The organism is Mycobacterium kyorinense, assembly GCF_001672775.1.
GTDB lineage: Bacteria > Actinomycetota > Actinomycetes > Mycobacteriales > Mycobacteriaceae > Mycobacterium > Mycobacterium kyorinense_A.
In genome coordinates, this window is record NZ_LZKJ01000080.1 from 22,004 (window position 1) to 46,954 (window position 24,951).

25 protein-coding genes are annotated in these 24,951 nt (G+C 67.1%); 2 read left to right on the forward strand and 23 right to left on the reverse strand.

Features of this window, described 5'->3' with window-relative positions; all coding sequences use genetic code 11:
• Positions 1 to 57: 57 nt before the first annotated feature.
• Genes carA through pyrR form a run of 5 tightly spaced genes read right to left on the reverse strand, consistent with a single transcriptional unit; the run spans position 58 to position 4,474 of the window.
• Complete coding sequence (gene carA / locus A5707_RS08205; protein ID WP_065014005.1) at positions 58 to 1,176, reverse strand: glutamine-hydrolyzing carbamoyl-phosphate synthase small subunit; 1,119 nt, start codon at positions 1,174 to 1,176, stop codon at positions 58 to 60.
• Positions 1,169 to 1,681, reverse strand: coding sequence for a transporter (locus A5707_RS08210; protein ID WP_065014006.1), 513 nt, complete (start codon positions 1,679 to 1,681; stop codon positions 1,169 to 1,171). The genes carA and A5707_RS08210 overlap by 8 nt, the downstream gene beginning before the upstream one ends.
• Entirely contained in the window at positions 1,678 to 2,970 is a 1,293-nt protein-coding gene (locus A5707_RS08215) for a dihydroorotase (protein WP_065014007.1), read from the reverse strand. Before A5707_RS08215 ends, A5707_RS08210 begins: the two co-directional genes overlap by 4 nt.
• A complete protein-coding gene (locus A5707_RS08220; protein ID WP_065014008.1) occupies positions 2,967 to 3,914 on the reverse strand; it encodes an aspartate carbamoyltransferase catalytic subunit in 948 nt (315 codons plus the stop codon). Before A5707_RS08220 ends, A5707_RS08215 begins: the two co-directional genes overlap by 4 nt.
• Positions 3,911 to 4,474 carry a bifunctional pyr operon transcriptional regulator/uracil phosphoribosyltransferase PyrR gene (gene pyrR / locus A5707_RS08225; protein ID WP_065014009.1) on the reverse strand — a complete coding sequence of 188 codons (564 nt, stop codon included), beginning with the start codon at positions 4,472 to 4,474 and terminating at the stop codon, positions 3,911 to 3,913. The genes A5707_RS08220 and pyrR overlap by 4 nt, the downstream gene beginning before the upstream one ends.
• 172 nt (positions 4,475 to 4,646) lie before the next feature.
• Between pyrR and A5707_RS08230 the strand changes: the two genes are divergently transcribed.
• Both A5707_RS08230 and A5707_RS08235 read left to right on the forward strand, forming a co-directional pair.
• Complete coding sequence (locus A5707_RS08230; RefSeq protein ID WP_065014010.1) at positions 4,647 to 5,303, forward strand: class I SAM-dependent methyltransferase; 657 nt, start codon at positions 4,647 to 4,649, stop codon at positions 5,301 to 5,303.
• Positions 5,300 to 6,505 (forward strand): serine hydrolase domain-containing protein, encoded by a 1,206-nt coding sequence (locus tag A5707_RS08235; protein ID WP_065014011.1) that lies wholly within the window; start codon positions 5,300 to 5,302, stop codon positions 6,503 to 6,505. Before A5707_RS08230 ends, A5707_RS08235 begins: the two co-directional genes overlap by 4 nt.
• 79 nt (positions 6,506 to 6,584) lie before the next feature.
• On the opposite strand, the gene A5707_RS08240 is transcribed toward A5707_RS08235, so the two are convergent.
• The 18 genes from A5707_RS08240 to A5707_RS08320 form a co-directional block, all read right to left on the reverse strand.
• On the reverse strand, positions 6,585 to 7,736 hold the full coding sequence (locus tag A5707_RS08240) for an acyl-CoA dehydrogenase (RefSeq protein WP_065014012.1): 1,152 nt from the start codon (positions 7,734 to 7,736) through the stop codon (positions 6,585 to 6,587).
• Positions 7,737 to 7,817: 81 nt separating this feature from the next.
• Positions 7,818 to 8,384, reverse strand: a complete 567-nt coding sequence (locus A5707_RS08245; RefSeq protein WP_065014013.1) for a TetR/AcrR family transcriptional regulator — start codon at positions 8,382 to 8,384, stop codon at positions 7,818 to 7,820.
• A gap of 99 nt (positions 8,385 to 8,483) precedes the next feature.
• A complete protein-coding gene (locus tag A5707_RS08250) occupies positions 8,484 to 11,171 on the reverse strand; it encodes a fumarate reductase/succinate dehydrogenase flavoprotein subunit (RefSeq protein WP_065014014.1) in 2,688 nt (895 codons plus the stop codon).
• Positions 11,168 to 11,908 (reverse strand): ABC transporter ATP-binding protein, encoded by a 741-nt coding sequence (locus A5707_RS08255; protein ID WP_065014015.1) that lies wholly within the window; start codon positions 11,906 to 11,908, stop codon positions 11,168 to 11,170. Before A5707_RS08255 ends, A5707_RS08250 begins: the two co-directional genes overlap by 4 nt.
• A complete protein-coding gene (locus A5707_RS08260) occupies positions 11,905 to 12,753 on the reverse strand; it encodes an ABC transporter permease (RefSeq protein WP_065014016.1) in 849 nt (282 codons plus the stop codon). The genes A5707_RS08255 and A5707_RS08260 overlap by 4 nt, the downstream gene beginning before the upstream one ends.
• Positions 12,750 to 14,090 carry an ABC transporter substrate-binding protein gene (locus tag A5707_RS08265; RefSeq protein WP_065014017.1) on the reverse strand — a complete coding sequence of 447 codons (1,341 nt, stop codon included), beginning with the start codon at positions 14,088 to 14,090 and terminating at the stop codon, positions 12,750 to 12,752. The genes A5707_RS08260 and A5707_RS08265 overlap by 4 nt, the downstream gene beginning before the upstream one ends.
• Before the next feature lie 23 nt (positions 14,091 to 14,113).
• Complete coding sequence (locus A5707_RS08270; protein ID WP_065014018.1) at positions 14,114 to 14,341, reverse strand: 4Fe-4S dicluster domain-containing protein; 228 nt, start codon at positions 14,339 to 14,341, stop codon at positions 14,114 to 14,116.
• A complete protein-coding gene (locus A5707_RS08275; protein WP_065014019.1) occupies positions 14,338 to 15,075 on the reverse strand; it encodes a GntR family transcriptional regulator in 738 nt (245 codons plus the stop codon). The genes A5707_RS08270 and A5707_RS08275 overlap by 4 nt, the downstream gene beginning before the upstream one ends.
• A 397-nt stretch (positions 15,076 to 15,472) precedes the next feature.
• The gene (locus A5707_RS08280) at positions 15,473 to 16,513 is read right to left on the reverse strand and encodes a site-2 protease family protein (protein ID WP_232000670.1); all 1,041 of its coding nucleotides are present in this window, start codon (positions 16,511 to 16,513) and stop codon (positions 15,473 to 15,475) included.
• Positions 16,510 to 17,271 (reverse strand): DUF5994 family protein, encoded by a 762-nt coding sequence (locus tag A5707_RS24410; RefSeq protein ID WP_331713127.1) that lies wholly within the window; start codon positions 17,269 to 17,271, stop codon positions 16,510 to 16,512. Before A5707_RS24410 ends, A5707_RS08280 begins: the two co-directional genes overlap by 4 nt.
• 105 nt (positions 17,272 to 17,376) lie before the next feature.
• A complete protein-coding gene (locus A5707_RS08285; RefSeq protein WP_065014020.1) occupies positions 17,377 to 18,549 on the reverse strand; it encodes a hypothetical protein in 1,173 nt (390 codons plus the stop codon).
• 75 nt (positions 18,550 to 18,624) lie between these two features.
• Positions 18,625 to 19,095, reverse strand: a complete 471-nt coding sequence (locus A5707_RS08290; RefSeq protein ID WP_156657692.1) for an STAS domain-containing protein — start codon at positions 19,093 to 19,095, stop codon at positions 18,625 to 18,627.
• 402 nt (positions 19,096 to 19,497) lie between these two features.
• The gene (locus A5707_RS08295; RefSeq protein WP_065014022.1) at positions 19,498 to 22,299 is read right to left on the reverse strand and encodes an aminotransferase class I/II-fold pyridoxal phosphate-dependent enzyme; all 2,802 of its coding nucleotides are present in this window, start codon (positions 22,297 to 22,299) and stop codon (positions 19,498 to 19,500) included.
• Between the two features lie 59 nt (positions 22,300 to 22,358).
• Entirely contained in the window at positions 22,359 to 22,718 is a 360-nt protein-coding gene (locus A5707_RS08300) for an antitermination protein NusB (protein ID WP_065014023.1), read from the reverse strand.
• Complete coding sequence (gene nusB, locus A5707_RS08305; protein WP_065014024.1) at positions 22,715 to 23,203, reverse strand: transcription antitermination factor NusB; 489 nt, start codon at positions 23,201 to 23,203, stop codon at positions 22,715 to 22,717. The genes A5707_RS08300 and nusB overlap by 4 nt, the downstream gene beginning before the upstream one ends.
• Before the next feature lie 2 nt (positions 23,204 to 23,205).
• A complete protein-coding gene (gene efp / locus A5707_RS08310) occupies positions 23,206 to 23,763 on the reverse strand; it encodes an elongation factor P (RefSeq protein WP_065014025.1) in 558 nt (185 codons plus the stop codon).
• Between the two features lie 143 nt (positions 23,764 to 23,906).
• The gene (locus A5707_RS08315) at positions 23,907 to 24,179 is read right to left on the reverse strand and encodes a hypothetical protein (protein WP_065014026.1); all 273 of its coding nucleotides are present in this window, start codon (positions 24,177 to 24,179) and stop codon (positions 23,907 to 23,909) included.
• Entirely contained in the window at positions 24,164 to 24,865 is a 702-nt protein-coding gene (locus A5707_RS08320; RefSeq protein ID WP_065014027.1) for a hypothetical protein, read from the reverse strand. The genes A5707_RS08315 and A5707_RS08320 overlap by 16 nt, the downstream gene beginning before the upstream one ends.
• Between the last annotated feature and the right edge of the window lie 86 nt (positions 24,866 to 24,951).

Below are 24,951 nucleotides of genomic sequence, written 5' to 3' on the forward strand. Positions count from 1 at the left end.
TACGCCATTTACGGCGTGTCGGCATACAAACACGCACGCTCGCGGGGGTGGTGGCCCTCATCGCCGGGCCTCCATCAGGTCGACGAACTGGTCGAACAGGTATTCCGCGTCATGCGGGCCCGCCGCGGACTCCGGATGGTATTGCACCGAGAAGGCCCGCCCGTCAACAAGTTTGACTCCCTCCACGACGCCGTCGTTGGCGCAGGTATGGCTGACGACCGCCGGGCCGAATGGTGTGTCGAACCGCTGGCCCGCCTCGCCTTCCAGAGCGAAGCCGTGGTTCTGTGCGGTCACCGCAACCCGGCCGGTGGCATGGTCGATCACCGGGATGTTGATCCCGCGGTGGCCGAACACCATCTTGTATGTCGACAGACCCAACGCCCGGCCCAGAATCTGGTTGCCGAAACAGATGCCGAACAACGGGATTCCGGCGCCGAGCACCTCGCGGGTCACCTCGACGACATGCTCGGCGGTGGCCGGGTCGCCGGGGCCATTGGACAGGAAGACGCCGTCGGGTTTGATCTCGGCGATCTGCTCGAATGTCGTCGACGACGGCAGCACGTGGCTGCGGATGCCGCGGCGGGCGAAGTTGCGCGGCGTGTTGGTCTTGATTCCGAGGTCGAGCGCGGCCACGGTAAACCGTTGCGGCCCTTCGGGATCGACGATATAGCTGCCGTCGGTGCTGACCTGGCCGGCCAGGTCGGCGCCCAGCATCGCCTGCTGACCGCGCACCCGCTGGATCAGCTCGTCGGGGTCGGCGAGCGCGTCGCCGGAGAACACGCCCGCCTTCATCGAACCGCGGCTGCGCAGATGCCGCACCACCGCGCGGGTGTCGATGCCGGCGATCCCGACGATCTGTTGGCGCGCCAGTTCGTCTTCGAGCGTGGTAGTGGCGCGCCAGTTCGACGGGCGCGGTGAGGGATCCCGCACGGCGTAGCCGGCGACCCAGATCCGATCGCCGCGGCTCTCGGCGTCCTCGTCGTTCCACCCGGTGTTACCGATCTGCGGAGCAGTCGCTATCACGATCTGACGGTGGTAGCTGGGGTCGGTCAGCGTCTCCTGATAGCCCGACATCCCCGTGGAAAACACCGCTTCGCCGAGCGTTTGACCGACCGCCCCGAACGGAGTCCCGGTGAAGACCCGGCCGTCCTCGAGGACCAGCACTGCTTTACTCATGAGAACCGCTTTCCCCCGGCACCCAGCGGGCGTAGTCATCACGGTTGTCGCCGCAGAAGCCGGTGTCGATCTCAGCGCCGGACGGCAGCCGCCAGCGGATGGCCAGAATCCCGTTGCGCGGGGTTACCTTGCCGACAATGCCGCGTTCGGTGCGGACGGCGCTGATCGACTCCTGCGGAATCCAGATCGGCCGGGCACCGCTGCGTTGCACCATGATCCCCTCCGGATAGCGGGTCAGCACCGCCTTGGTGCGGTAGCCCAGATCCCCGACCGCGACCCGGTCGTGCCAGCTGGGCACCAGCGTGCAGCCGACATAGATGCCGCGGGTCGGCGCGACGGTGGGCGCGCCCACCGTGTCGGGCACCGGCGGCAGCGTGCCGATCAGCGCGGCCTGCCGCTCGCCGCGGCGGCGCCAACCGCGGATCATCAGCTGGATCACAAACGTGATCCCGACCACCACGACGGCGGCGAAGATCAGCGAGATCACCAGCGTCCCGGAGTTCATGCCGGGCTCTTCCCGTCGCGGGCGGTGACCTTGCCGCGCAGCAGCGTCGCGGTCACCGCCGCCGGCAGCGTCATCGATTCGTAGGGCGTGTTTGCCGATCGGCTGGCCAACTCCGCGCCGGCCACCGTCCAGCTGGCGTCGGGGTCCACCACGGTCAGGTTGGCCGGTTCGCCGACTTCCAGCGGGCGGCCCTGGTCGGGCAGCCCGCCGATGCGGGCGGGGTTTTCGCTCATCACTCGCGCCACGCCCCGCCACGTGAGCAGGCCCGGACCCACCATCGTCTGCACCACCACCGACAGCGCGGTCTGCAACCCGAGCATGCCCGGCAGCGCCGTGGCGAACTCGACGCACTTCTCGTGCTCGGCGTGGGGTGCGTGATCGGTGGCCACACAGTCGATTACCCCGTCTGCCAAGGCTTGACGCAGCGCGATCGCGTCGGCGGCCTCGCGCAGCGGCGGATTGACCCGGTTGGTTCCGTCGTAGCTGGCGAGCCGGCTGTCGTCGAGTAGCAGGTGATGCGGTGTCACTTCGGCGGTGATCGAAATGCCTTGCTGCTTAGCCCATTTCAGAAGCTCGACAGTGCCGGCGGTGGAGGCGTGGCAGATGTGTACCCGGGCATCGGCGTCGCGCGCCAAGAGCGCGTCGCGGGCGACGATGGACTCTTCAGCAGCCCGGGGCCATCCCGACAGGCCCAGCCGCGCCGCGTTGGGGCCCTCGTGGGCGACGGCTCCGGCCGTCAGCCGGGGCTCCTCGGCGTGCTGGGCGATCAGCACACCCAGGCCCCTCGCATACTCCAGGGCACGGCGCATCACCAGCGGGTCGTAGACGCACTTACCGTCGTCGGAAAACATCCGCACCTGTGCGGCGCCGGCGGCCATCATGCCCATCTCGGTGAGCTGGGTGCCGGCCAGGCCGACAGTGACCGCTCCCACCGGGTGGACGTCGACCAGGCCGACCTGCTGGCCGCGATGCCACACGTGGTCGGTGACCACCGGGCTGTCGGCGACGGGATTGGTGTTGGCCATCGCGAACACCGCGGTGTAGCCGCCGAGTGCGGCTGCGGCCGAACCGGTTTCGATGTCCTCGGCGTATTCGCGGCCCGGTTCACGCAGATGGGTGTGCAGATCGACGAATCCCGGCAGCAGCACCTGACCGGTGGCGTCGATCACGTCGGCGGAATCGGGAATCGCCAGTCCCGCACCGATCTCGGCGATCTGACCGTCGTCGACCAACACGTCGACCCGGTCCCCCTCGCCGTACAGACGCACACCACGGATCAGCACACTCACGCTGCGATGTCCTCCGCCCCGACCAGCAGGTGGAACAGCACCGCCATTCGCACATGCACCCCGTTGGAAACCTGCTGCAGCACCGCAGATTGCGAAGAGTCGGCCACCGAGAACGCGATCTCCATGCCGCGCAGCATCGGGCCCGGATGCAGTACCACGGCGTGGCCAGGCAGCATGGCCTGCCGCCGGTCGGAGAGTCCGTAGAGCACCGAGTATTCGCGCGCCGTCGGGAAAAAGCCGCCGTTCATCCGCTCGGCCTGCACGCGCAGCATCAGCACCGCGTCGGCGGCGGGTAGTTCGGCGTCCAGGTTGTAGGAGACGGTGACCGGCCAGTCGGCGACCCCGACCGGCAGCAGGGTGGGCGGTGCTACCAGCACCACTTCGGCACCCAAGGTCGCCAGCAGCATCACGTTGGACCGGGCAACGCGGCTGTGCAGGATGTCCCCGACGATGACGACGCGGCGGCCCTCGATACCGCCGAGTCGCTGGCGGATGGTCAGCGCGTCCAGCAGCGCCTGGGTCGGATGCTCGTGGGTGCCGTCGCCGGCATTGATCACCGACGGCCCACCGGATTCGGTGGCCGTCCAGTCGGCGAGCCGATGCGCCGCACCCGAGGCCGGATGGCGGATCACCAAGGCGTCGGCGCCGGCCGCGCGCAAGGTCAGCGCGGTATCGCGCAGCGACTCCCCTTTGGCCACTGAGGATCCCGTCGAACTGACGTTGATCACGTCGGCGCTCATCCACTTGCCGGCCACCTCGAACGAGACCCGGGTACGGGTGGAGTTCTCGTAGAACATCGTGATCACGGTGCGGCCCCGCAGCGTGGGCAGCTTGCGCACCTCGCGGCCGACCAGGGCCTCGGCGAACCGGTCGGCGTCGTCGAGGATCGCGGTGGCGTCGTCGCGGGACAGGTCACCGGCGGCCAACAGATGCCTCGGGCTCATCGAGAGATCACCACCCCGTCGCGGTCGTCGTGTTCGACGAGCAGCACATGCACGCTCTCGCTGCGCGCGGTCGGCACGTTCTTGCCCACGTAGTCGGCGCGCACCGGCAGCTCGCGGTGGCCGCGGTCGACCAGCACGGCCAACTGCACAGCCCGCGGCCGGCCCTGGTCGCGCAGCGCGTCGAGCGCCGAGCGCACCGAACGTCCGGAATAGAGCACGTCGTCGACGAGGATCACCAGCGCGTCGTCGATGCCGCCAACCGGGATCGAGGTGGCCTCCAGCGGGCGCGGCGGCTTTTGCATCAGATCGTCGCGGTACAAGGTGATGTCCAAAGCACCGTGCGCGACCTCGACGCCGGCGAATTCGGCGATGTGGGCGGCCAGCCGCTCAGCCAGCGCCACCCCGCGGGTCGGGATGCCCAACAACACCACCCGCGGCGCGTCGGGGCCGTCCAGCGCGGTCTTTTCGATGATCTGGTGCGCAATACGGGAAATGGTGCGACTCACGTCGGCCGCCGACATCAATTCGCGGCCGGTGCCGGTGTCACCCGCAGCACCCATGCGAGACCTTGACCTCCTTCTCCGCCTCACCGGACGGATCGTTAAAGGATGTCGACTGCCCGGCAGCCTAGCACTGCGCCCGGCGACGATGCAGGACGACCCGCGTCCTGAGGTGGGGGTCCCCCGCGTGCGGGGGCGAGCCGGGCAATTGGCAGGGGCTACCCTGGCGAAAATGACAGGCACCGAATCGGGTGGCTTTCCCGGGATCGATTTCGACGCCCTCTACCGCGGGGAAAGCCCGGGCGGGGGCCGGCCGGCGGTGACGACACCACCGTGGGACACCAAGGCGCCCAAGGACAACGTCATCGCCTGGCAGGAGCAGGGCCTGGTGCACGGCGAGGTCCTCGACGTCGGCTGCGGTCTCGGTGACAACGCCGTCTATCTGGCCGGGCACGGTTTCCGCGTCACCGGGCTGGACATCTCGCCGACCGCGTTGATCACCGCCGAGCGCCGCGCCAACGACGCGGGAGTTAACGTGACGTTCACGGTGGGCGACGCGACCACCCTGGCCGGCTACACCGACGCCTTCGACACCGTCATCGACAGCGGCATGTTCCACTGCCTCGACGAGGATGGCAAACGCAGCTACGCCCGCGCGGTGCACCGCGCCACTCGGACCGGCGCGACCCTGTTGCTCAGCTGCTTCTCCGACGCCAACCCGCCAGACGACGAGTGGCCCCGGCCCGCGGTGTCTGAGCAGACGCTGCGCGACGTGCTCGGCGATGCGGGCTGGGACATCGCGTCGCTGGACGCGGCGGCGGTGTACCGCGAAGGGTGGGGCGGGGAGATGACGTTCTGGTATGTCCAGGCGCAACGGCGGGCCGAGTGAATCTCGAGGGAAATCAGGCCTCCATCCGCGAGGCCTGCGATGCCGGCCTGCTCGCCGGCGCAGTGACGATGGTTTGGCAGCGCGGAAAAGTGCTGCAGGTCAACGAGATCGGTTACCGCGACCTTAATGCCGGGCTGCCGATGCAGCGCGACACGCTGTTTCGCATCGCGTCGATGACCAAGCCGGTGACCGTCGCCGCCGCGATGAGTCTGGTCGACGAGGGCAAGCTTGCGCTGCGCGCGCCGATCTCGCGGTGGCTGCCCGAGTTCGCCGACATGTACGTGCTCGACGACCCGACCGGCCCACTGGATCGGACACATCCGGCGCAGCGGGCGATCCTGGTCGAAGACCTGCTCACCCATACCAGCGGCCTGGCCTACGGATTCTCGGTGGGCGGTCCGATCTCGCGGGCATATGTTCGGTTGCCGTTCAGCCACGGTCCGGACACCTGGCTGGCCGCGCTGGCTGATCTGCCGCTGGTCCACCAACCCGGTGACCGGGTTACCTACAGTCACGCCATCGACGTGGTCGGCGTGCTGGTCTCGCGGATCGAGGGCAAGCCGTTCCACCAGGTTCTCGACGAACGGATTCTGCAGCCGCTGGGCATGACCGACACCGGGTTCTGCGTCTCGGTCGAGGGGCGCCGACGCGCCGCGACGATGTACCGGCTCGACGAGAACGACCGACTGCGCGACGACGCGATGGGGCCGCCGCACCTGACGATGCCGGATTTCTGTAACGCCGGTGGCGGGCTGTGGTCGACCGCCGACGATTATCTGCGATTCGGCGAAATGCTGCTGGGTGACGGGACTCTCGACGGGATACGGGTGCTCTCCGAAGAGTCGACACGCACGATGCGCACCGACTGGCTCACTGCCGACCAGAAGCGGCATTCCTTCCTGGGGGCACCGTTCTGGATCGGCCGCGGGTTCGGGCTGAACCTGTCGGTGGTGACCGATCCGGCCAAGTCCGCGCCGCTGTTCGGGCCGGGCGGGCTGGGAACGTTCAGTTGGCCAGGCGCCTACGGGACGTGGTGGCAAGCCGATCCGGCCGCCGACCTGATCCTGCTGTACCTGGTTCAGAATCTGCCCACGCTCTCCTCGAATGCCGCCGCCGCGGTCGGCGGCAACACGTCGCAGGCCAAACTGCAAGCCGTGCAACCGAAGTTCGTGCGTCGCACCTACCGCGCGTTGGGACTTTAGGGTTTCGCGCCGAGATCGACGCTAGAGTCAATCCAGTGCCAAAAATGGGCTCTAACGTCGATCTCGGCGCAATGCTGTGTCAGATCATCGCGATCGGTGAGACTTTCACACCGATCTCCAGCGCGCCGGCCAGCTCGCGGCTGACGTCGTAGTCGAACACCACATGCCCGGAGATGACGTCGACGTCCCGCTTGGCCCGCTGCAACGGGTTGTCCAGAAATTGCGCGCTGGCTCCGGAGGCTTCCAGCAGATCGGCAATCACGGCACGTGATTCGTGCACGATATGCGCGGCGGCCACCCGGGCGTTCGCACGGGCGGCACGGCTGACCCGCTGCCCGCTACCGACGGCGTCCTGGATCCGGCTCGCGGTGTCGTCGAGTAACGCGCGCAGCGCCCGCAGCCGTACCCGCGCCTGGCCGAGTCGCAGTTGTGCGGCCGGTTGGTCCTTTTGCGCCACACCGGAATACGCGAGCACCCGCTCGCCGAGTCGCCGCGCATAGGTGTCGGCGACCATCTCCGCCGAACCCAGCGCGGGCATCGCGGCGGTCAGGGCCAGGGCAGGCACCATCGGCCAGCGGTAGGTCGCGGCGTCGTGCAACTGCGCCCCCGGCGTGGTGCCTGCGTAGATGTCGGTCACCTTGACCAGGCGGTGGCCGGGGACCCAGACGTCGTCGACGATGACGTCGTTGGAACCGGTCGCGCACATGCCGGCGGTATGCCAGACGTCTTCGACGTGGACGTCGGCGGCCGGCAACAGCACCAGCGCCGGGTCCGGGTCGCAGAACGCGCCGACCAATACCCAGTCGGCATCCATTACGCCGGTGGCCCATGACCACCGCCCGGTCAGCCGAAAACCGCCGTCGACCGGTGTCCCCCGTCCCGTCGGCGCCAGCGGCGCCGGACACAGCACCGGCCCGTCGGCGAACACTTCGTCCTGAGCCTGCTCGCTCAGCAGCGCCAGCATCCAGTTGTGCAGCGTGTAGAAGCCCAGCGTCCATGCACTCGACGCGCAACCGTGGGCCATCCGCCGTACCGCATCGAAGATCTCGGGAAACTCCGCCTGCTGCCCGCCGTAGCGCGCCGGTTGGAGCAGCCGCGCCAGTCCGCAAGCGCGGTAGTCGTCAATGGTGGCCTGCGGCAGTCGGCGCAGCTTCTCCGCCTCGCCGGCGCGTTCGGCCAACCGGGCCACGAACTCGTCGGTGATTCCCGGCGCAGCCACGGGTGACGTCATGCCAGGCACCGTACCATACCTTTTGGTATGGTACGGGTCAGCCGCGGTCCCGCAGGCGTTTTCGGGTGTGATCGCGCGCCGTCAATGCCGCAGCATCACCTCGAGGAACGCCTCGCGACGCCCGGCGGCCTGTGGGCTCGGTCGCGAACCGGACAGGTGCAGGAACCCGATCCCAGCGGCAAACGTGGCGTTGGCCCGCATATCGGCCTGATCGGTGTCGAAGCCGTCGTCGACGAAGGCTTGCCGCACGGCAGCGACGACCCGTTGGTCGGAGGCGCGCACCGCATGAGCGACCGCCGTCTCCGAGCGCGCCCATTCCCGCATCGCGCGCTCCAGCATCCAGTGCCGCGGACCGACCAGCGCGGTCATCATCCGCGAGAGCCGCTGGCGGGGCGGGTCAGCCGCCAATTCGTCGAAATACCAGCGATCCTCGTCGCGGACGGCCGCCCAGGCGTCGATCAGCGCCTTGCGGTAGGTCTTCATGTCGCTGAAGTGCCAGTAGAAGCTGCCCTTGGTGACCCCGAGCCGACGGCAGAGCCGGTCGAGAGTCAGGGCTTTGATGCCGTCCTCGGCGAGTACCCGAAAACCTTCCTGCACCCAGTCGTCTACGGAGAGCCGGGAATTGGCTGAATCACCCGAAGTCGCCACGCTCGCCAAGCCTAGCCATCCGGGCCGATGCTGATTGCCGAAATTCGCCGCTTTGACCGGCGGCCACCTGCGGGCCGCACGGCGGTGCTGGTCAACGGGCTATGCGGAGTCGGCGGCCAATGCTCGTCGGGCGTAGGCGCGGACGTCGGCGTCGTTGTCTTTGAGCGCGACGCTCAGCGCGTCGCGGACCGCGGCTTCGCCGCCCCACCGGGTCAGGCTCAGCACCGCCGCCTTGCGGACGTCGAGGTGCTCATCGCCCAGCGCCTGCACGAGCAGCGGAACTGCCGGCTCTGCCGGCGCCCCCGACAGGGCGCGCGCCGCGCCCTCCCGTAGTTGCCAGGCCGGTGACCGTAGTGCCTGCTCGACAGTGGTCAGATCCTCAGCGTGGCAGCCTAATTCGCCGACCGCCGCAAGTGCTGCGGCACGGACCAGTGGATCGGGGTCGGCGAGCAGCGTGCGGACGGCGTCGGCGCCGGCGCGCAGTGTGGCCAGGCCGTTGGCCGCGGTGATGCGGACCTCCCGGTTGCCGTCGTCGGCGGCCGCGCCGACGCCGGCCGCATCGTCGACCGAGACCAGCGCGCGCACCGCCTCGATGCGCACCCGGTGGTCGATGTCGCCGAGCGCATGCCGGTATTCCGCGGCGTCGCCGACGCGTCGACTAGCCAGCAGGTAGACCGCAACAGCCCGGACCACCGCGTCGGCCGAGGACAGAAACCTGCGCCCATCTTCGGGTTGCGGCAGCACTTCGACGAGTTCGCGCACACCGGCGGCGGCGGTGCCGCGCACCGCGGCGTCGACGTCGTCCAGCGCGTCCAGCAGCGCCGCGGCGTAGCCGTCGGGCATGTGCTCGGTCAGCGTGGTCACCGCTGTCCGGCGAACCCCGGCGTCTGCGTCGGTCAGGAAAGCGGCTAGCTCCGCGACGGTCGGTTCGTCTAGCGCGAGCACCCCGGCGATGCGCGGCGACGGCGGCTCAGCCGACGGCGCGGCGCCGACCCGGGTTTGCCCGCCGGGCGGGGCTTTACCGCCGACCAGCTCCGGCTGCTGCACGGTCCGCACAGTTTGGTCGGCCGGTGGCAGGACATCCAGTCCGGGCACCGGCACGAAATACGGTGCCACCGGCCGCTTCAGGAACTGCATCGATCCGTCAGCGGCCTTGCCCACATTGAGGTGGTAGCCCCACTGCTGATCGTCGCGGGCGGGCAGGTCGGCGCGTTGGTGATAGAGGCCCCAGCGCGACTCGGTGCGAGTCAGCGACGAGCGGGCGGCCAACTCGGCGCAGTCACGGATGAACGACACCTCCGCCGCGCGCATCAGCTCATGCGGCGTGCGAGCGCCCATCCCGGCGATCTCGTCGCGCATCCGCTCGAAGGTCCGCACCGCGATCGACAGCTTGGCGGCTGTCTTCGGCGGTGCCACATAGTCGTTGACGAATCGCCGCAGTTTGTATTCGACCTGAGGTTGCGGCGGTCCGTCGGGGTGACGCAGCGGGCGGTAGATCAGTTCGTGCGCGTCGACCAGCTGGTCTGGCGGAAGCTGTCGAGGCGCGACCACGTCAGCCAGCGTCGACGCGGCGTGTGCGCCGGCGAGGTCGCCGAACACGAACGCACCGATCATGTAATTGTGCGGAACGCAGGCCAGATCACCAGCGGCGTATAGACCTGGCACCGTGGTGCGGGCCTGCTCGTCGACCCATACCCCGGACGCGGAATGCCCGCTGCACAAGCCGATTTCGGAGATGTGCATTTCCACGTCGTGGGTGCGGTAGTCGTGCCCGCGGTTGGCGTGGAAGGTGCCGCGAGTCGGTCGCTCAGTGGTGTGCAAGATGTTTTCCAGCGCGCTCAGCGTCTCATCCGGCAGATGCGACACCTTCAGGTAGATCGGCCCGCGCGCGGACTCGATTTCACTACGGACCTCGGCCATCATCTGGCCCGACCAGTAGTCCGAGTCGACGAACCGCTCCCCCAATGCGTTGACCTGGTAGCCGCCGAACGGGTTGGCCACGTACGCGCAGGCCGGCCCGTTGTAATCCTTGATCAACGGGTTCACCTGAAAGCACTCGATACCGGAAAGCTCCGCGCCGGCGTGGTAGGCCATGGAATACCCGTCACCGGCGTTGGCCGGGTTCTCGTAGGTGCCGTAGAGATATCCCGAGGCGGGCAGGCCGAGCCGACCGCAGGCGCCGGTGGCCAGTACCACCGCCTTGGCACCGATGGCGACGAATTCGCCAGTGCGCGTGTGCAATGCGGCGGCGCCGACCGCGCGGCCCTCGGAAACCAGCACCCGTACCGGCATCAGCCGGTTCTCGATGCGGACCTTCTCACGCATCGATCGCTGACGCAGCACCCGGTACAGCGCCTTTTTGACGTCCTTGCCTTCGGGCATCGGCAGCACGTAGGAGCCTGACCGGTGCACCCGGCGCACCGCATATTCGCCGTGCTCGTCCTTCTCGAATTTGACTCCGTAGCGTTCCAAACGCTGCACCATCGCAAACCCGCGGGTCGCGGTCTGATAGATGGTGTGCTGGTTGACGATTCCGTCATTAGCGCGGGTGATCTCGGCGACGTAATCCTCGGGGTTAGCCTTGCCCGGGATGACGGCGTTGTTGACGCCGTCCATGCCCATCGCCAACGCACCGGAATGCCGGACGTGTGCCTTCTCCAGCAGCAGCACCTGGGCGCCGCGCTCGGCGGCGGTGAGCGCGGCCATGGTGCCGGCGGTGCCGCCACCGATGACCAGCACATCACAGTCCAGCCGCAGCGGAGTGGCCGGATCGGGGATCTGCGTCATGCGGCTACCGGGTATTCCAGTGCGGCAATGATTTCGGCCCGTAAGGCGGGCCTGGCTTCCGCGGTGCGGGGCGAGGACACGTCGACCAGCGCGCGCAGCGGTTCTCCGGCGCGGCCCAGCACCGCGACCCGGTCACCCAGGGCGAGCGCTTCGTCGACGTCGTGGGTGACGAACACGATCGTCGTCGGATGGGCGCGCCAGGAGTCGATGAGCAGTCGTTGCATCGCGGCGCGGGTTTGGGTGTCCAGCGCGCCGAACGGCTCGTCCATCATCACCGCGCGCGGTGCCCCGGCCAGTCCGCGTGCCAACTGAACGCGTTGGCGCATTCCGCCGGACAGGTTCTTGGGCAGGTAATCACCGAAACGGGTCAGCCCGAGCTCGGCGATCCAACGATTGGCTTGGGCACGCCGAGAGGTTCGGGGCTGGCCGCGCAACCGCAACGCCAACTCGATGTTGGACCGCACGCTACGCCACGGCAGCAGCGCGTTGTCCTGGAACACCACCCCGCGCTCGCCCGACGTCGCACCGACTTCGGCTCCGTCGGCGAGCACGCGGCCGGTGTCGGGCCGCAGCAGCCCAGCCAGCGCGCGCAGCACCGTCGTCTTGCCGCAACCCGACGGCCCGGTCAGCACTAAGATCTCACCGGGCCGCACTGCCAGGCTCAGGCCCTCGATGACCGTCGTCCCGTTGTAGGACAGTCGGATCCGGTCCAGTGCCAGGCTCATTCCGGCCGTCATCGCGCGTTCTCCTCGCCGCGGGGTAGCCAACGGGTCACGCGGCGGCCCACTAACTCCACTGCCGCGGCAGTGGCGAATCCGAGCACGCCGATGGTGATGATGCCGACGAAGACGTCGGGATACGCCAGCACGGTGTAGGCCTGCCAGGTTCGGTAGCCCACCCCCAGCCGCCCGGAAATCATCTCCGCGGAGATCACACAGATCCACGCCACGCCCATGCCCACCGACAGTCCGCCGAACACGCCCGGCAGAATGCCCGGCAATACCACCTGGGTCAGCACATCCCATCGATTGCCGCCCAGGGTGCGCACCGAGTCCTCCCAGAGCGTGGGCAGCGCCCGCACCGCATGACGGGTGCTGACCATGATCGGGAAATACGCCGCGAGGAACGTGATGAACACAATGCCGGCCTCGTCGGTGGGAAAGAGCACGATCGCCACCGGCACCACCGCGATGGCCGGGATCGGGCGGGCCAGTTCGGTCAGCGGGCCCAGTAGGTCGCTGCATACAGGTGAGCGGGCCAGCAGGATGCCGGTCGCGACGCCGATGACAGCGGCCAGCCCGAAGCCGGTCAGAATGCGAATCAGCGACTGCCCCAAGTCAAGCCAGTACTCATCGGTGTGCAGCCGCCGGGTCAGCGCGGTCACGATCTCGGTGACGGTGGGCAGCGTGTCGAATCGCAGCCACGGCCGCACGTGACCGGCGGTGAGCAGCTGCCACAAGCCGATCGCGGCCGCCACCGACGTGAGCCGCAGCAGCCGCAGCCGCCACAGTGAGCGTTGCGGGCGCGCCGGCAAGGCGACCGGCGCAGCGGCCACGGGGGCGCTGATACTGACGGCGGTCATGCCACGCCCTCCAGCGCCTGCTGATAATCGAGTGCGACGCTGCCGCGGTGCCCGGCGATATAGCGCTGTGCAGCCGCCGTGGTGTCGAACGGCAGATACTGTTCGCCGTCGCGCACCCACACTGATTTGTCGGCGAACCAGCGGGTGCCCAGTTCGGCGTCGCGCACATAGGCTGCCCGGACGCGGCCGCCGCGGGCCGTCGCCTCCCGGATCTCCTTGAGCAGGACGGTCGGATCCGCCACCTGCCGGGTGGCCGCTGAATCCGCCAGCCAGAGTTCGCCGCCGGGCGCCGCTGGGGTCACCGTCGTGCCGTAGTCCAGCTTTCGGGCCGCGAAGGCCGCCCGCAGCGGCCCGTCCTGCACGAAGCCGTCGATATCGAGGTCGGCGAAATCGCCGATTGACTTCAGGTACGGCACATCGCCTTTCAGCGCATCGATAAGCGGCGGCTTGAGGGTCGTGTCGAACGTGGTGCCGCCCGGGCCGTTGTAGAGGTAGACGACTTCCTGCGGCAATCCGCTGGCATCGGCGACGATGTGTGCGGCCTCGAGTGGAGTGTGGTTGAGGAAATCGGTGGCGTCGAGTTGGGCCTGCAAGAACGCGTCGAGCACTTCCGGGTGGGCGGCGGCATACGCTCGACGCACCACGACACCGTGCAGCGTCGGGTAGTTCAGCTCGCCGCCGTCGTAGAGAAGCTTGGCCTTGCCTTGGTAGACCAGCAGGCCCGGCCAGGCAACGAACTGTGAGAGTGCTTGCACCTGACCCGATTCCAGCGCAGACGCGCCGACCTGTGGTTGCTGATTGAAGACTTCGACGTCGGCGGGGTTGATGCCGGCGCTGGACAGCGCCCGCACCAGCGTGCCGTGACCGGCCGACCCGATGCTGGTCGAGACCTTCGTGCCGGCCAACCCGGTCAAGGCTGTCGCCGTTGAGTTCGGCGGTACCACGACCATGTTCAACGCGCCTTTGGCGTTGTAACCGGTGACCGAGACGATCTGCGTCCGGGCGCGGTCGTTGGCTTGGGTTCTGGAGCCGTTGATCAGCATCGGGTAATCGCCCATCGAGCCGATGTCGATCTTCTCGGCGACCATCTGCGCGGTGATCGGCGCGCCGGTGTCGTAGTCCTGCCACACCACCCGGTATCGGGTGCCGGTGCGACGGCCTACCTCGGCGAGTCGGCGCTCGAGGTAGCCCTGCGCACGCAGCAACGTGCCGGCGGTCACCGTGTTGATGGTCTTGGACTGATAGCCGACGACGACGTTGACACTGTCGGTGGAGTCCAGTGAGCAACCCGTTGCGATCAGCGCCATCGACGCCAGCATGGCGGTAAGTGTTCTCATGAGATGTCCTGGGACGACCGCAATCAGCGAATGAGGTAGGGCATGTTGACAGTCACCGCGCCGGTCGGGCAGCGGGCCGCGCAGGGGCCGCAGTACCAGCATTCGTCGACGTGCATGAAGGCCTTCCCGGTCTCGGGGTTGATGGCAAGCGAATCCAGCGGGCAGATATCGACGCACAACGTGCAACCGTCGATGCACAGCGACTCGTCGATGGTCACCGGGACATCACCGCGCTGATTGACCAGTGTCACGAGGTGCTCCTTGTCAGGTTGCCGCGCATAGTGATTCGATCACCACGCATCCGGATGTATTCCAAGTCAACGGGTCTGCCGTCGTCGAGGCTGGTGAGCCGCTCCAGCATGAGCAGCGGCGCACCGTCGGGCACTTGCAGAGTGGCAGCGGAGTGGGCGTCGGCGGGGATGGCCTCCAGGGCCAGGGTCGCCGAGCCGAGGCGATGCCGCCGTTCGATCAGCGCGAACACGTCGTTGGTTTCCAGCGGCTGAGTCAGGATTTCGGCCCCGATGTCGGGCGTCAAGTAGGTCAGATCCAGGCTCAGCGGCAGCCCGCCCAGGTAGCGCAGCCGTTCGATGAACACCACCGGCTGGCCCGGGGCCAACTGCAGCCGCTGCGCCACCGACGGCGGAGCAGGGAGGTTCATCGCGGCGCGGACCTCATTGCGGACCTCGCCGTGGCTTTTGAAGGTTTCCTTCAGCCCCAACAGGTGGTCGAGCCCATGGTCGTATTTACGTTGTGCCACATGGGTTCCGACTTTCGGTCCGCGGTCGATCAGACCCTCGTTCTTCAACGCCGCGAGGGCCGCGCGAATCGTGTTGCGGGACACTGCGAATTCTTCGGCTAAGTCGTGTTCGGCGGGCAGGCTGTCGTCGTAGCCGCCAGTGTGGATTTGGAAGCGCAGCACGTCGGCGACCTGGCGGGCGCGATCTGCGCGGGGCCGGCGAATCGGCAGCGGGACGACGAGGGCCACGCCGTCACGCTAATGCCGCCCGCGGGAGCGTCTCGACCAGCTGAAACGTTGGCAGCGCCACCACCTAGTGCATTGCGCCGCTTCCGGACTCGGGGCTACCAGGCGAAAGCGAGACGTTTGGCGGTCATTGCGCCACCTCGCCCGTGCGGTCGGGGCTTCAACTCCCGGTGAGCGAAATCCACGATCCAGCCGGGCGGCGGCACCGACACCCGACGGTCATGGGGTTTGAATTTTGTCGATGGCCATCAGAGTCGAACCCGCAACGCGTGCCGAAGGCTAGTTCACCCCGGAGGGGGTTTCGGCCATGTCGGCGCCGCTGGTTCCCGTCCGCACGCCCAGCCCGTGTAGCGCCGCCGCGCGGCTGATGTCGCTAGGCGAGACGATGCCAACCACGTCGTCATCGCGGAATACGAGCGCCCTGCCATCTGCGCACCCTTTGAGCCGGGAGAGCAAACCAGACAGCGGTTCGTCGGGCCGGGCCCGCGGGATCTCCTCCGGGGGGCAGGCCACTTCGCGCAGCAGCGTGGTCGGCCGGAACGGCGCGGATCCGGTTAAGGGTGACGAGGCCTTGCAGCCGTCCGGCGGGGTCGAGTAACGGGAATGCGGAGTGCCGACGCAACAGCGCGACGTCGCGCAGGAACTCGGCGATGCTGGAGTTGCCGTCCGCCGTTTCGGGGTGCTCGGTCATGACGTCGCGAACCCGGACTCCGGCCAGCGCCGCGCTTGTCCGGGCATGGTGCTCCTCGGCGCTGGCCATGGTGACTACGAACAAGCCGAGCAGGATCCACCACAGGCCGTTTCCGAGGCCACCACCGATAGTTTGCAGGATGCCCAATGCGATCAGGGTGAAGCCGAAAATCCGGCCCGCCCTTGCGGCTACCACCGTCGCGGTGAGCCGATCGCCTCGCCACGCCCATACCGCGGCGCGCAGGATCCGCCCGCCATCCAATGGCGCCGCCGGGATGGTATTGAAGACGGCCAGCACCACATTGATCACGGCCAAATAGCCGGGCACCGCCACCATCAGGGCGTTCATGTCGGCCAGATTGCCCAACCAGGCCAGTGCGCCGAATACGCCTGCGATCAGCAGACTAGTGAGGGGGCCGATCGCAGAAATGCGGAAATCAGCACCAGGCGTGGGCGCCTCGCCGCGCAGCCGGGCGACCCCACCGAGCAGCCACAGCGTGATGCCCTCCACTTCCACGCCGTTGCGTTGCGCCACGATCGCATGAGCCAGTTCGTGGGCCAGCAATGACACCACGAACAGCACAGCGGCCACCACCGCCGCCAGCGGATATACGCCTGACGGGAACCCTGCGGCGAGCCGCGAAAAACGCACCGACAGACCGCCGATCAGCAGCACCACGATGGCCAATACGCTCCAGTGCACACCGACGGTCACACCGGCTACCCGCCCCAGCCTCACGGTCGAATTCATCGTCGCCCCTTCGCTTCTGATCTCGCGCCGGCGGCCGCTGTGGCCCCAGCGGAGAATTTCTGGTCCGGCTCAACGATGTACGGCCGCGATCGTGCGGGCAGGTCCCGCTGAGCTCCTCCCTCAGATTCCCAGCGGTTCAGCGCTATTAAGGCTTGTTGGCGATCCTTGGCGCGGCGCTCGCTGATTCCGAGTAGCCGGTCGGGGGTGGAAACATTCCCGGCGCTGGCCGCGGTTGTCATCGCCGTGTACGCATCGCTGGCTTCGGTGTATGGCGGAACCAGCAGGAGGGCCAATTTCCCAACCCGCTTCCCGAAAACTGTTACGACGTTCGGTGTGTCTTGGCTGGTGTCGAGAATGACATCGCCACCTTTGTGGTCGACGCTCGGCGGTGTTGATGACCAATCAGTTTGGTGATACCGCACTCGGTCAATCGGCCCGAACCGTAACGAGAGTGCGTCGAGCAGTCCGGGAAGCTCGGCGGTAAGCCTCGTCGATCGCGGCCACCATGCTCCCTGCACGAAGCCACACGATCGGTGTGCGGGCTTCAACCGCAATCGCATTGTCCCGATTGCCGGCCGGCGCGCTGCTACCGCACCAACGCGTTCAGTGTTTGCTGACATGTGCTGCCCTCCGACCGTGTTGTTCAAGGTTTCGCGCAACGCGTGTTCGGTGCGCAACGCTGGCGCGTCGCCTCCTTCGCGGTCGATGCGGTTGCGCCGACCATCACCGACGTCTGAACTCTGGTAGACACGCTCCATGGTGGTACGGATTCCGATGACTGCCTTGGCATGGTGCGACAACGCGAACGTCTGCTTTTGTCACTTCGCCACAGCGCCACCCGTCGAAGCAGGGCCTACCGGGCCTTACCAGCGCAGCAGCGCGGCCACACCCGCGGTGTCTCTCAGCGCCCCATCGGCCGCGCCCTCGACGGGACTAATTCGGGCCCCAGTATTGAGTGCTCGCTCGACGAGCCTTTCGGTCAATCGAGGTTCCGGCGTTCCCGCTTGTCCGTCGGGGCCGACTTCCTCGCCGGCGTACAACGCCCCGTCGGCGCCCACCGTCCCGGTGTAGCGGACCTGCGGGTCATACACCAAGTGCGCGACTCGCCCAGCGTTCAGCGCGGCAGCTACCTCGGACAACCCCAGGGCGGCGACGCCTGACCCCGCGGCATCGCGGACCTCTTCCAGGAGTTGCTGTTCCCGTTCGCCGTGCTGCCCATGAACCCACTCCGTGACGGCCGTTGCGAGCGCACCGTCATCCAGCCCGTTGAGAACCCGAGCGTCGGCAAATACGTTGCCGCGAAGCGTGTGGGGCAGCCTCGCGACGGTCGGTTCGGTCCAGCGCTCCCCGCCGCTGATGAGGATCCGCTCCCAGCCGCGATCATCGGCCAGCTTCGCAGCGGCCTTGGTCACCTGGTCTAAGAAGCGTTCGATCCGGTCGCGGTCGCGAGCTTGGCGCTGTTCGCGGACCGGTGTGTGAAACTGCCCTTCCGGGCCGCCGCCGACTTGCCCGGCACGCTCGTGCGGCGCCTCAACATACGGCTGCGCCATCTCACTCAGCATCCGAAGCGACCCGGCTCGCCACTCGAGCAGCCGGGCCTCCTCGGCCGATACCAGGACGACGCCAGCTGTCCGACCTTCGTCGAGCAATTCCAGCAGCGGGTGGATGAATGGTCCCTCGTCGAACACCACCCGATTGGCCACTGGCATGGCGCTCTCAAATCGCAGGACCCAGTCGCTATTTAACGCGGCGAAGGCGATGCGGCCGCGTCCCGATGCTGTCGGGCTTGCCAGGCTCTCTATCTGCGGCCAGAGTCGCTCGAGCGCGGCAGCCACGCGGCGCTGATCAGGACCGCCATCCTCGGAAATGCGACGCTGCAACTCCCGAAAGCGGTTTCTCAGGTCGATCGCGACCCCTTGCAGGTTCGGGCCTTGGCTGGGATCTGCGCTCAGGTAGACGGACAACACCCCGAGCTTGTCGGTTCGCTGGGATATTTCCCGCAGATCGTTCTCATCGAGCCGCTCGATCGCGCTCATAGTTCGCCACCTTGTTCCTCTCGCCGGTCCTTCAAGCCGTGTGCCACGCAATGCGCTAGTCCCGCTGGCTCTGGCTCATCTGACCGCCGCTGGGTGACGCGATACCGTCGGCGCCCATGTCTGGTGATAAAGCGCCAGCAGCCGCCGAGCGTCCTTTAGGTCGGCTGCTATGGGCAATCGGTCGGTGCTGTCCATTGCGCGCAGCAGGCGGCTCACCGCGGCGTTGGCTACCAGAGCCCATTGCACGCCTATCTGCTGGCAGTGTTGGGCGAATCTAATCATGGCTTGGAAGCCTTGACCGCCAACGAAATCCACACTGGAGAGGTCGATGATGAGAGGTCGCCCCGGATTAGCCAACTCAATGACGTAATCGCTCAGCCGGGCGGCGCCGCAAGCGTCGAGCACGCCCCGTACCTCGACAGCGGTGATATCCGATTGGAAATGTGTACTCAGCGACATGCCGTGCCGAGCAGTTGCCGCACAACCACTTCGGGCACGCTGGCGTGCGCGGGGCTTCGGGCCAAAAGGATTGTTAGCGATAGACACTGGGCCTCCTGATTGTCTACTTCGCGGCAGCTTCTAACGCTTTAGGGAACGGTGTTGTCGATGATGTGACCGCCGTCATGTCACGCAAACTCATTCGGTCGCAGTCATTTTGGGTCATATTCTTCTGTATCTACGGCCATCAAGACCCATTGTCGGCGACGTTGGCATCGCAGCGCTTGCCACAACGCGACAAGCCCGCCGTGCGCTGTTGTCGCTTTCCGACAAGACCGCCGCTTAGGGCTGGCTGCTGTGCCCGTCGCCGTCATGGACGGAGCGTCGATCGCGCGCTCCCGCCAACCTCAACGCACCCTTCCCTATGGCGGGCCAGTCGCGAACGTGCGCAGATCCGGTTATCCACGCGGCGTGTCGGCCGGGGACACGCACGCTCGCGCAAAAAGGGGGTTACCCGAGCACAGCGCGGGTTGATGCCACCGCCACCTGCGCGGCGTTGCCGTTGCCGCTTGCCTCGGCCACCGCGCGACGCGCCGCGCTCATCCGTTGCAACGCGTCCTCGGTGAACACCGACAGTCCCAACTCCGGGTTGTAACCGTGGATTTCCTTGACGTCGAGCTCGGCAAGGAAATACAAGATCTCCTTGGAGACCACCTGGCCCGGCACCAGCACCGGGAAACCGGGCGGATAGGGCACCACAAAAGTGGTGGACACCAACGGCTTTCCCTCGGCCAGCCGGCGCCCCGCTGCGCCGAGCTGGACGTGTTCGCGGTCGGCGTCCTCGTATCCGGCGTAGAACGCCGACCGCATGTCGCCGAACAAACAGACCTTCTCGGGGCGGAATGCGTCGTCGAACTCGCTGAAGTCGGGCAGCGGCGGCAGGTCCTCGGTAATCTCCTCGACCCGGCGCTGTTGCAGGGCACGGTCATCCTTGCTGGCCGCGCATTGGCTCCGTTCGAGATCGCCGGCCACCCGGCGCAGCGCGTCGAGCAGATAGTGCACGCTCGACCAGGTGACGCCGATCGTGAAGATCAACAACACACTGTTGATCGAGGTCTTGTTGATCTGAATCCCGAACCGGTCCATCAGGATCTTCTCGCGGAAGTCGTAGCCGTTCATTCCAGTCTTGCCGATGAACAACGTCACGCGGGTCGGGTCCAACACGAACTGATCGGAGCGCCAGGCCTCGTTCCACTCCGCCAACGCGCCCTGCCGCACCTGACGGTAGGAACTGACCGTCGACGCCCGAAACTCGTCGGGCACCAGGTCGGACTCGTCGAGGATGCGAAACCACTTGCCGATCAACCGGTCTTTGCGCACCCGGTGACGAAAGACCAGCGCCATGTCGTAGACGTAGCGCACCATCTGGAAACCCTCGATGTCGACCTGGCGGCGCGCCAAATCCAACGACGCGAGCAGCTGCTGATTGGGCGACGTCGAGGTGTGGGTCAAAAACGCCTCCCCGAACGCGTCCCGGCTCAGCGCCTTGAAGTCCTGGTCGCGAATGTGGATCATCGAGGCCTGCCGCAGCGCCGACAGCGACTTATGCGTCGAATGCGTCGCATACACTCGGATCCGCGCCCGGTCGGGGTCGGGCAGCAGCCGCCGGGTCCGCCACTGTTCGCGGTCGACCCCCTGCATCGACGCCTGCCATTCGCGGTACTGCTCGGCGTATGAGGCCGACGACAGCATCGACTCCAGTTGCTCGGCGGCAATCATCGCGGTGCGCTGGCGCGCCCAGGGCACCGCGGTGGCAAACGCGTACCAGGCCTCGTCCCACAAAAAGCAGATGTCGGGTTTGATGGCCAGCACTTCTTCCATCACCCGGCGCGGGTTGTAGACGACGCCGTCGAAGGTGCAGTTGGTGAGCAGCAGCATCCGTACCCGGTCCAGCTGCCCGGCCGCTTCAAGATCCAGCAGCGCGTTTTTGATGGTGTCCAGCGACACCGCGCCATAGATGGCGAACGGCTTGAGCTCGTAGGCATCCAGATACAGCGGGTAGGCCCCGGCCAGCACCAGGCCGTAGTGGTGTGACTTATGGCAGTTGCGGTCGATCAACACGATGTCGCCGGGCCGGGTCAGCGCCTGCACGACGATCTTGTTGGCGGTCGACGTGCCATTGGTGACGAAGTAGGTGTTGTTGGCGTTCCAGGTCAACGCGGCCTTGTCCATCGCCGCCCGGATCGTGCCGTGTGGGTCCAGCAGCGAATCCAGCCCGCCCGACGTCGACGACGTCTCGGCCATGAAGATATTGCGGCCGTAGAACTCCCCCATGTCCTGCAGCGACTTTGAATTGAAGATGCTGGCGCCGCGCGCGACCGGAAGCGCATGAAACTGGCCGGCCGGTCGGGCCGCATAGGCCCGCAGCGCGTCGAAAAACGGTGTGGCGAAACGATTCCGGATGCCGGCAAGCACGGTGCTGTGCAAGTCGGTGACATCGTTGAGCCGATAGAACGTGCGGTCGTAGATGTCTGGTTCGTCCTCGGTGTCGGCGGCGATCGACTCGTCGGTGAGCAGGTACAGGTCGATGTGTGGCCGCAGTTCGCGGATCCATTCGCCGCACTCCACCCAGTCGTGGGTGCGGTCGGTGGCGACCGCGTCGTCGTTGCCGCCAAGCAAGGTGGTCATCAGCGGCACCCGGTCGCGGGACCGCAGTGGCAGGTCGTGGCGGATGATCGCGGCCTGAATTTCGCCGTTCAACGCGACCGCGGTGATGGCGTCTTCGACGCTGGTCACCACCAGCAGCTCGAACTGCACGTCGTCGGAGGGATCGCGCAGCGCGCGCAGGCATTCGGCCAGGCTCTCCGGGGCCGTCTCCGGGGCATCGTCGCCGAGCAGCACGGTGTAGAACTGCTGTTCTTTGGCCCGGGCCACCAGCTCCTGGTCGGCCAGCGACGCCGAGGTGTCGAACAACGCTGCGCGATCGCCGTATTCGGACAGCAGCCGCACCGCGAGCGACACCCCATCGGAGAGGCTGACCGTCGCGAGGTTGTCGAGATAGCGGCGGAAGGTGGCGAGGTTCTCCGCGCCGGGGTAAAGCCAATACCGCTCGTAGGCGCCGAGGCGATTCAGCAGACGCTTGACGCGAGCCGCTTCGTGGGTGGTGTCCAACCCGGCACGGTTGACCACCGCGAGCTGATGGCAGGCGTCGTCGAGCAGGTTCCAGGTATCCATCCGCGAATACGACGGGTTGGCTACCGCCGCCAGCGCGGAAACACGAAGTCGTCTCGGGCGCTCGCCGTTTCGATCCATGAGGCCAGTGTGTCTCGCCGGTGATCAGGATGAGGCGGTTTCGTCGACGTGGGCCGCCGTCAGCGCTCCAGTTCGTCGTCCGGGGAACCACGGCTGATGGCCATCCACCGCCATCCCCGCGCCGGCACCTCGGTGACGTCGGACAGCGAGCGCACCACGGCCTGGGTCAGCCCCATGATGGCGGCCATCACCGGAAGCAGCGGCGACAGCGGCTTGGCCACCGAGCGAACGGTGTTGATGCGCCGGGCCACCACGTAACGCTCGACCGAGTGATACAGCCACGCCCCGACGCCCAGCGCGTAGATCGCCAGCGCCGCCGCGATCGCCGCCTGTCCGTAGGCCGCGCACACGACGGCGCCCAGCACCACCGTCGCGGCCAGCACGCCCGCGATGACCACCCGCAACTCCAGCCGGGTCACAACGGGTGGTTCCCTCCCCGCAGGGCTTGCGAGGCAGCGCGGATCTGTGGTGTCACCAGCATCACTTGCCCGAGCACACCGTTGACGAATCCGGGCGAGTCGTCGGTGGACAGCTCCTTGGCCAACTGCACCGCCTCGTCCACGGCCACCGGCTCCGGCACGTCGTCGGCGTGCAGCAACTCCCACACCGCGACCCGCAGGATGGCCCGGTCCACCGCCGGCAGTCGTTCCAGGGTCCAGCCCTGCAGGTGCGACGCGATCAGCTCGTCGATATGGGCGGTGTGCTCGGCGACCCCGCGGACCACGGTCTCGGTGTACGGATGCAGCGGCGCGACGTCGGGTTTCGCCGCTGCCAGCGCGGACCGGGCATCGGCGACCTCGACCGGTGTCAAACCGCGGGCCTCGGCCTCGAACAGCAGGTCGACGGCGCGTTTGCGGGCCTGATGACGTCCTTTGATCGGCCTGGCCGGCTTGGCGTCAGCCATCGTCAAGCACGGCCGAGGTAGCTGCCGTCGCGGGAGTCGACTTTGAGCTTGTCGCCGGTGTTGATGAACAGCGGCACGTTGATTTGGGCGCCGGTCTCCAGCGTCGCCGGCTTGGTGCCCGCGCTGGAGCGGTCGCCCTGCAGGCCCGGGTCGGTGTGGGTGACCTCCAGCTCGACAGTCACCGGCAGATCGATGTACAGCGCCGACCCGTTGTGGAAGGCGACCTGTACCGGCATGCCCTCCAGCAAGAAATTCGCGGCGTTGCCCACCAGCGACTCCGGTAGCGGGTGCTGCTCGTAATCCTGGCTGTCCATGAACACGAAGTCCGAGCCGTCGCGGTACAGGTAGGTGGTGTCGCGGCGGTCGACGGTAGCTGTCTCCACCTTCACCCCGGCGTTGTACGTCTTGTCGACCACCTTGCCGGAGACGACGTTCTTCAGCTTGGTGCGCACGAACGCCGGGCCCTTGCCGGGTTTGACGTGCTGGAATTCGACGATCTGCCACAGCTGGCCGTCGATCACCAGCACGAGTCCGTTCTTGAAGTCGGCAGTCGATGCCACGAGTCTCCTAGAGAATGGCCAGTTCCTTGGGGAACCGGTTTTGGTTGGTCAATGGTATTGGAGCAGAAGCGGCAGAGGATCGTTCCTGTCGGGGGTGGTCGACGGTGACGTGTCGGGTGTGGCCGCCGAGGCGCTGGTTGGCCTCACCGATAGATGGGCCACGCTTCTAGGTAGGCGTCTATCGCACGCTCGACGGCCAAGCCGTATTCGTTCGGCGTGTGCCCCGGCCCGAAGTTTTCCCTCAACGCAGGAGCGAGCACGCCTAACACAACGGCGTCGCTTTGCTCGTTGGTCGGCTTCTGTGCAGCGCGGAGTTCTGCCAGTAGCGTCGGATTGCGTTGCGTGAGTTCTGTCGTTATCAGGTAGCGCGCGTCGGCGGTCACGGCGTCGAGGACGTTGCTCACGGGTTCCTCCATCCGTTCCGGCTGTTCGCCCATGCGGTTATCACCTGTCCGTCTTTGTTAAGGATCACTGTCGCATCTTTGCCAACGTACGTATAGCTGCCGCCGTACTGGTCGGGCGCATACTGCGGCGGACCTATCGGATGCTTAACGGCGTCGCCCAGTGCGCTGTCGTTGACGCCGTGACTGTCTCGCCCGTTGATGCGCTGTGCGCCATGCTCAGTCAGGCCGGTCATGTGTTGGGGCGGTGGGAATGGCGGCGGCGCCTGTTCTGGGTGGGCCGGGGCTTCGCCCTCCACCGGCACGCCCAGTTCCGCGAGCCTGGCTTCAAGCGCGGCTTTTCGCGCGTTCAGAGCGGCGGCTTCCCGGTTGTAGGCCGCTACCGCGCCGGTGTCGTGGGGCGGTGGCGGCGACAGATTGTGCGCGCGGATGTGGCCCTTGAGCCTGTCGTAGGCTGCTCGCGCCTGCTCCGGCGTCATCCGTGACGGATCGTCGGAGTCGCCCGGGAACTGCGGCGCATCGCGGAACGTCCGGTTGTCTACGGCCTGCACGCCGCGCCGCTGATCTTCGTCCTTGTCTGGGTGCATCTGCTGGTTGATGCGGTCGGCGATCTGCTGGTCGCTTCCTGCGTAAGCGCGGGCGGCCTCGCCGATCTTCCGGGCGGTTTCGAGCGCCGCCTGTTTGACTTCTGCCAAACCCACACCGGAAGCCTAAACGCGGCGCGGCGGGCCACCTGGCACTAATCACCCCAACCGCTGGGGGTGGTGTCGTCCTCGGGCGTGGTCAG

Coding starts and splice junctions, on each gene's coding strand:
- A5707_RS08210 (WP_065014006.1), bottom strand. CDS start 1,681: ATGAACTCCGGGACGCTGGTGATCTCGCTGATCTTCGCCGCCGTCGTG.
- nusB (WP_065014024.1), bottom strand. CDS start 23,203: ATGGCTGACGCCAAGCCGGCCAGGCCGATCAAAGGACGTCATCAGGCC.
- A5707_RS08280 (WP_232000670.1), bottom strand. CDS start 16,513: ATGAATTCGACCGTGAGGCTGGGGCGGGTAGCCGGTGTGACCGTCGGT.
- A5707_RS08285 (WP_065014020.1), bottom strand. CDS start 18,549: ATGAGCGCGATCGAGCGGCTCGATGAGAACGATCTGCGGGAAATATCC.
- A5707_RS08295 (WP_065014022.1), bottom strand. CDS start 22,299: ATGGATCGAAACGGCGAGCGCCCGAGACGACTTCGTGTTTCCGCGCTG.
- A5707_RS08255 (WP_065014015.1), bottom strand. CDS start 11,908: ATGACGGCCGGAATGAGCCTGGCACTGGACCGGATCCGACTGTCCTAC.
- A5707_RS08260 (WP_065014016.1), bottom strand. CDS start 12,753: ATGACCGCCGTCAGTATCAGCGCCCCCGTGGCCGCTGCGCCGGTCGCC.
- carA (WP_065014005.1), bottom strand. CDS start 1,176: ATGAGTAAAGCAGTGCTGGTCCTCGAGGACGGCCGGGTCTTCACCGGG.
- A5707_RS08315 (WP_065014026.1), bottom strand. CDS start 24,179: ATGGAGGAACCCGTGAGCAACGTCCTCGACGCCGTGACCGCCGACGCG.
- A5707_RS08230 (WP_065014010.1), top strand. CDS start 4,647: ATGACAGGCACCGAATCGGGTGGCTTTCCCGGGATCGATTTCGACGCC.
- A5707_RS08265 (WP_065014017.1), bottom strand. CDS start 14,090: ATGAGAACACTTACCGCCATGCTGGCGTCGATGGCGCTGATCGCAACG.
- pyrR (WP_065014009.1), bottom strand. CDS start 4,474: ATGGGTGCTGCGGGTGACACCGGCACCGGCCGCGAATTGATGTCGGCG.
- A5707_RS08240 (WP_065014012.1), bottom strand. CDS start 7,736: ATGACGTCACCCGTGGCTGCGCCGGGAATCACCGACGAGTTCGTGGCC.
- A5707_RS08220 (WP_065014008.1), bottom strand. CDS start 3,914: ATGAGCCCGAGGCATCTGTTGGCCGCCGGTGACCTGTCCCGCGACGAC.
- A5707_RS08250 (WP_065014014.1), bottom strand. CDS start 11,171: ATGACGCAGATCCCCGATCCGGCCACTCCGCTGCGGCTGGACTGTGAT.
- A5707_RS24410 (WP_331713127.1), bottom strand. CDS start 17,271: ATGGAGCGTGTCTACCAGAGTTCAGACGTCGGTGATGGTCGGCGCAAC.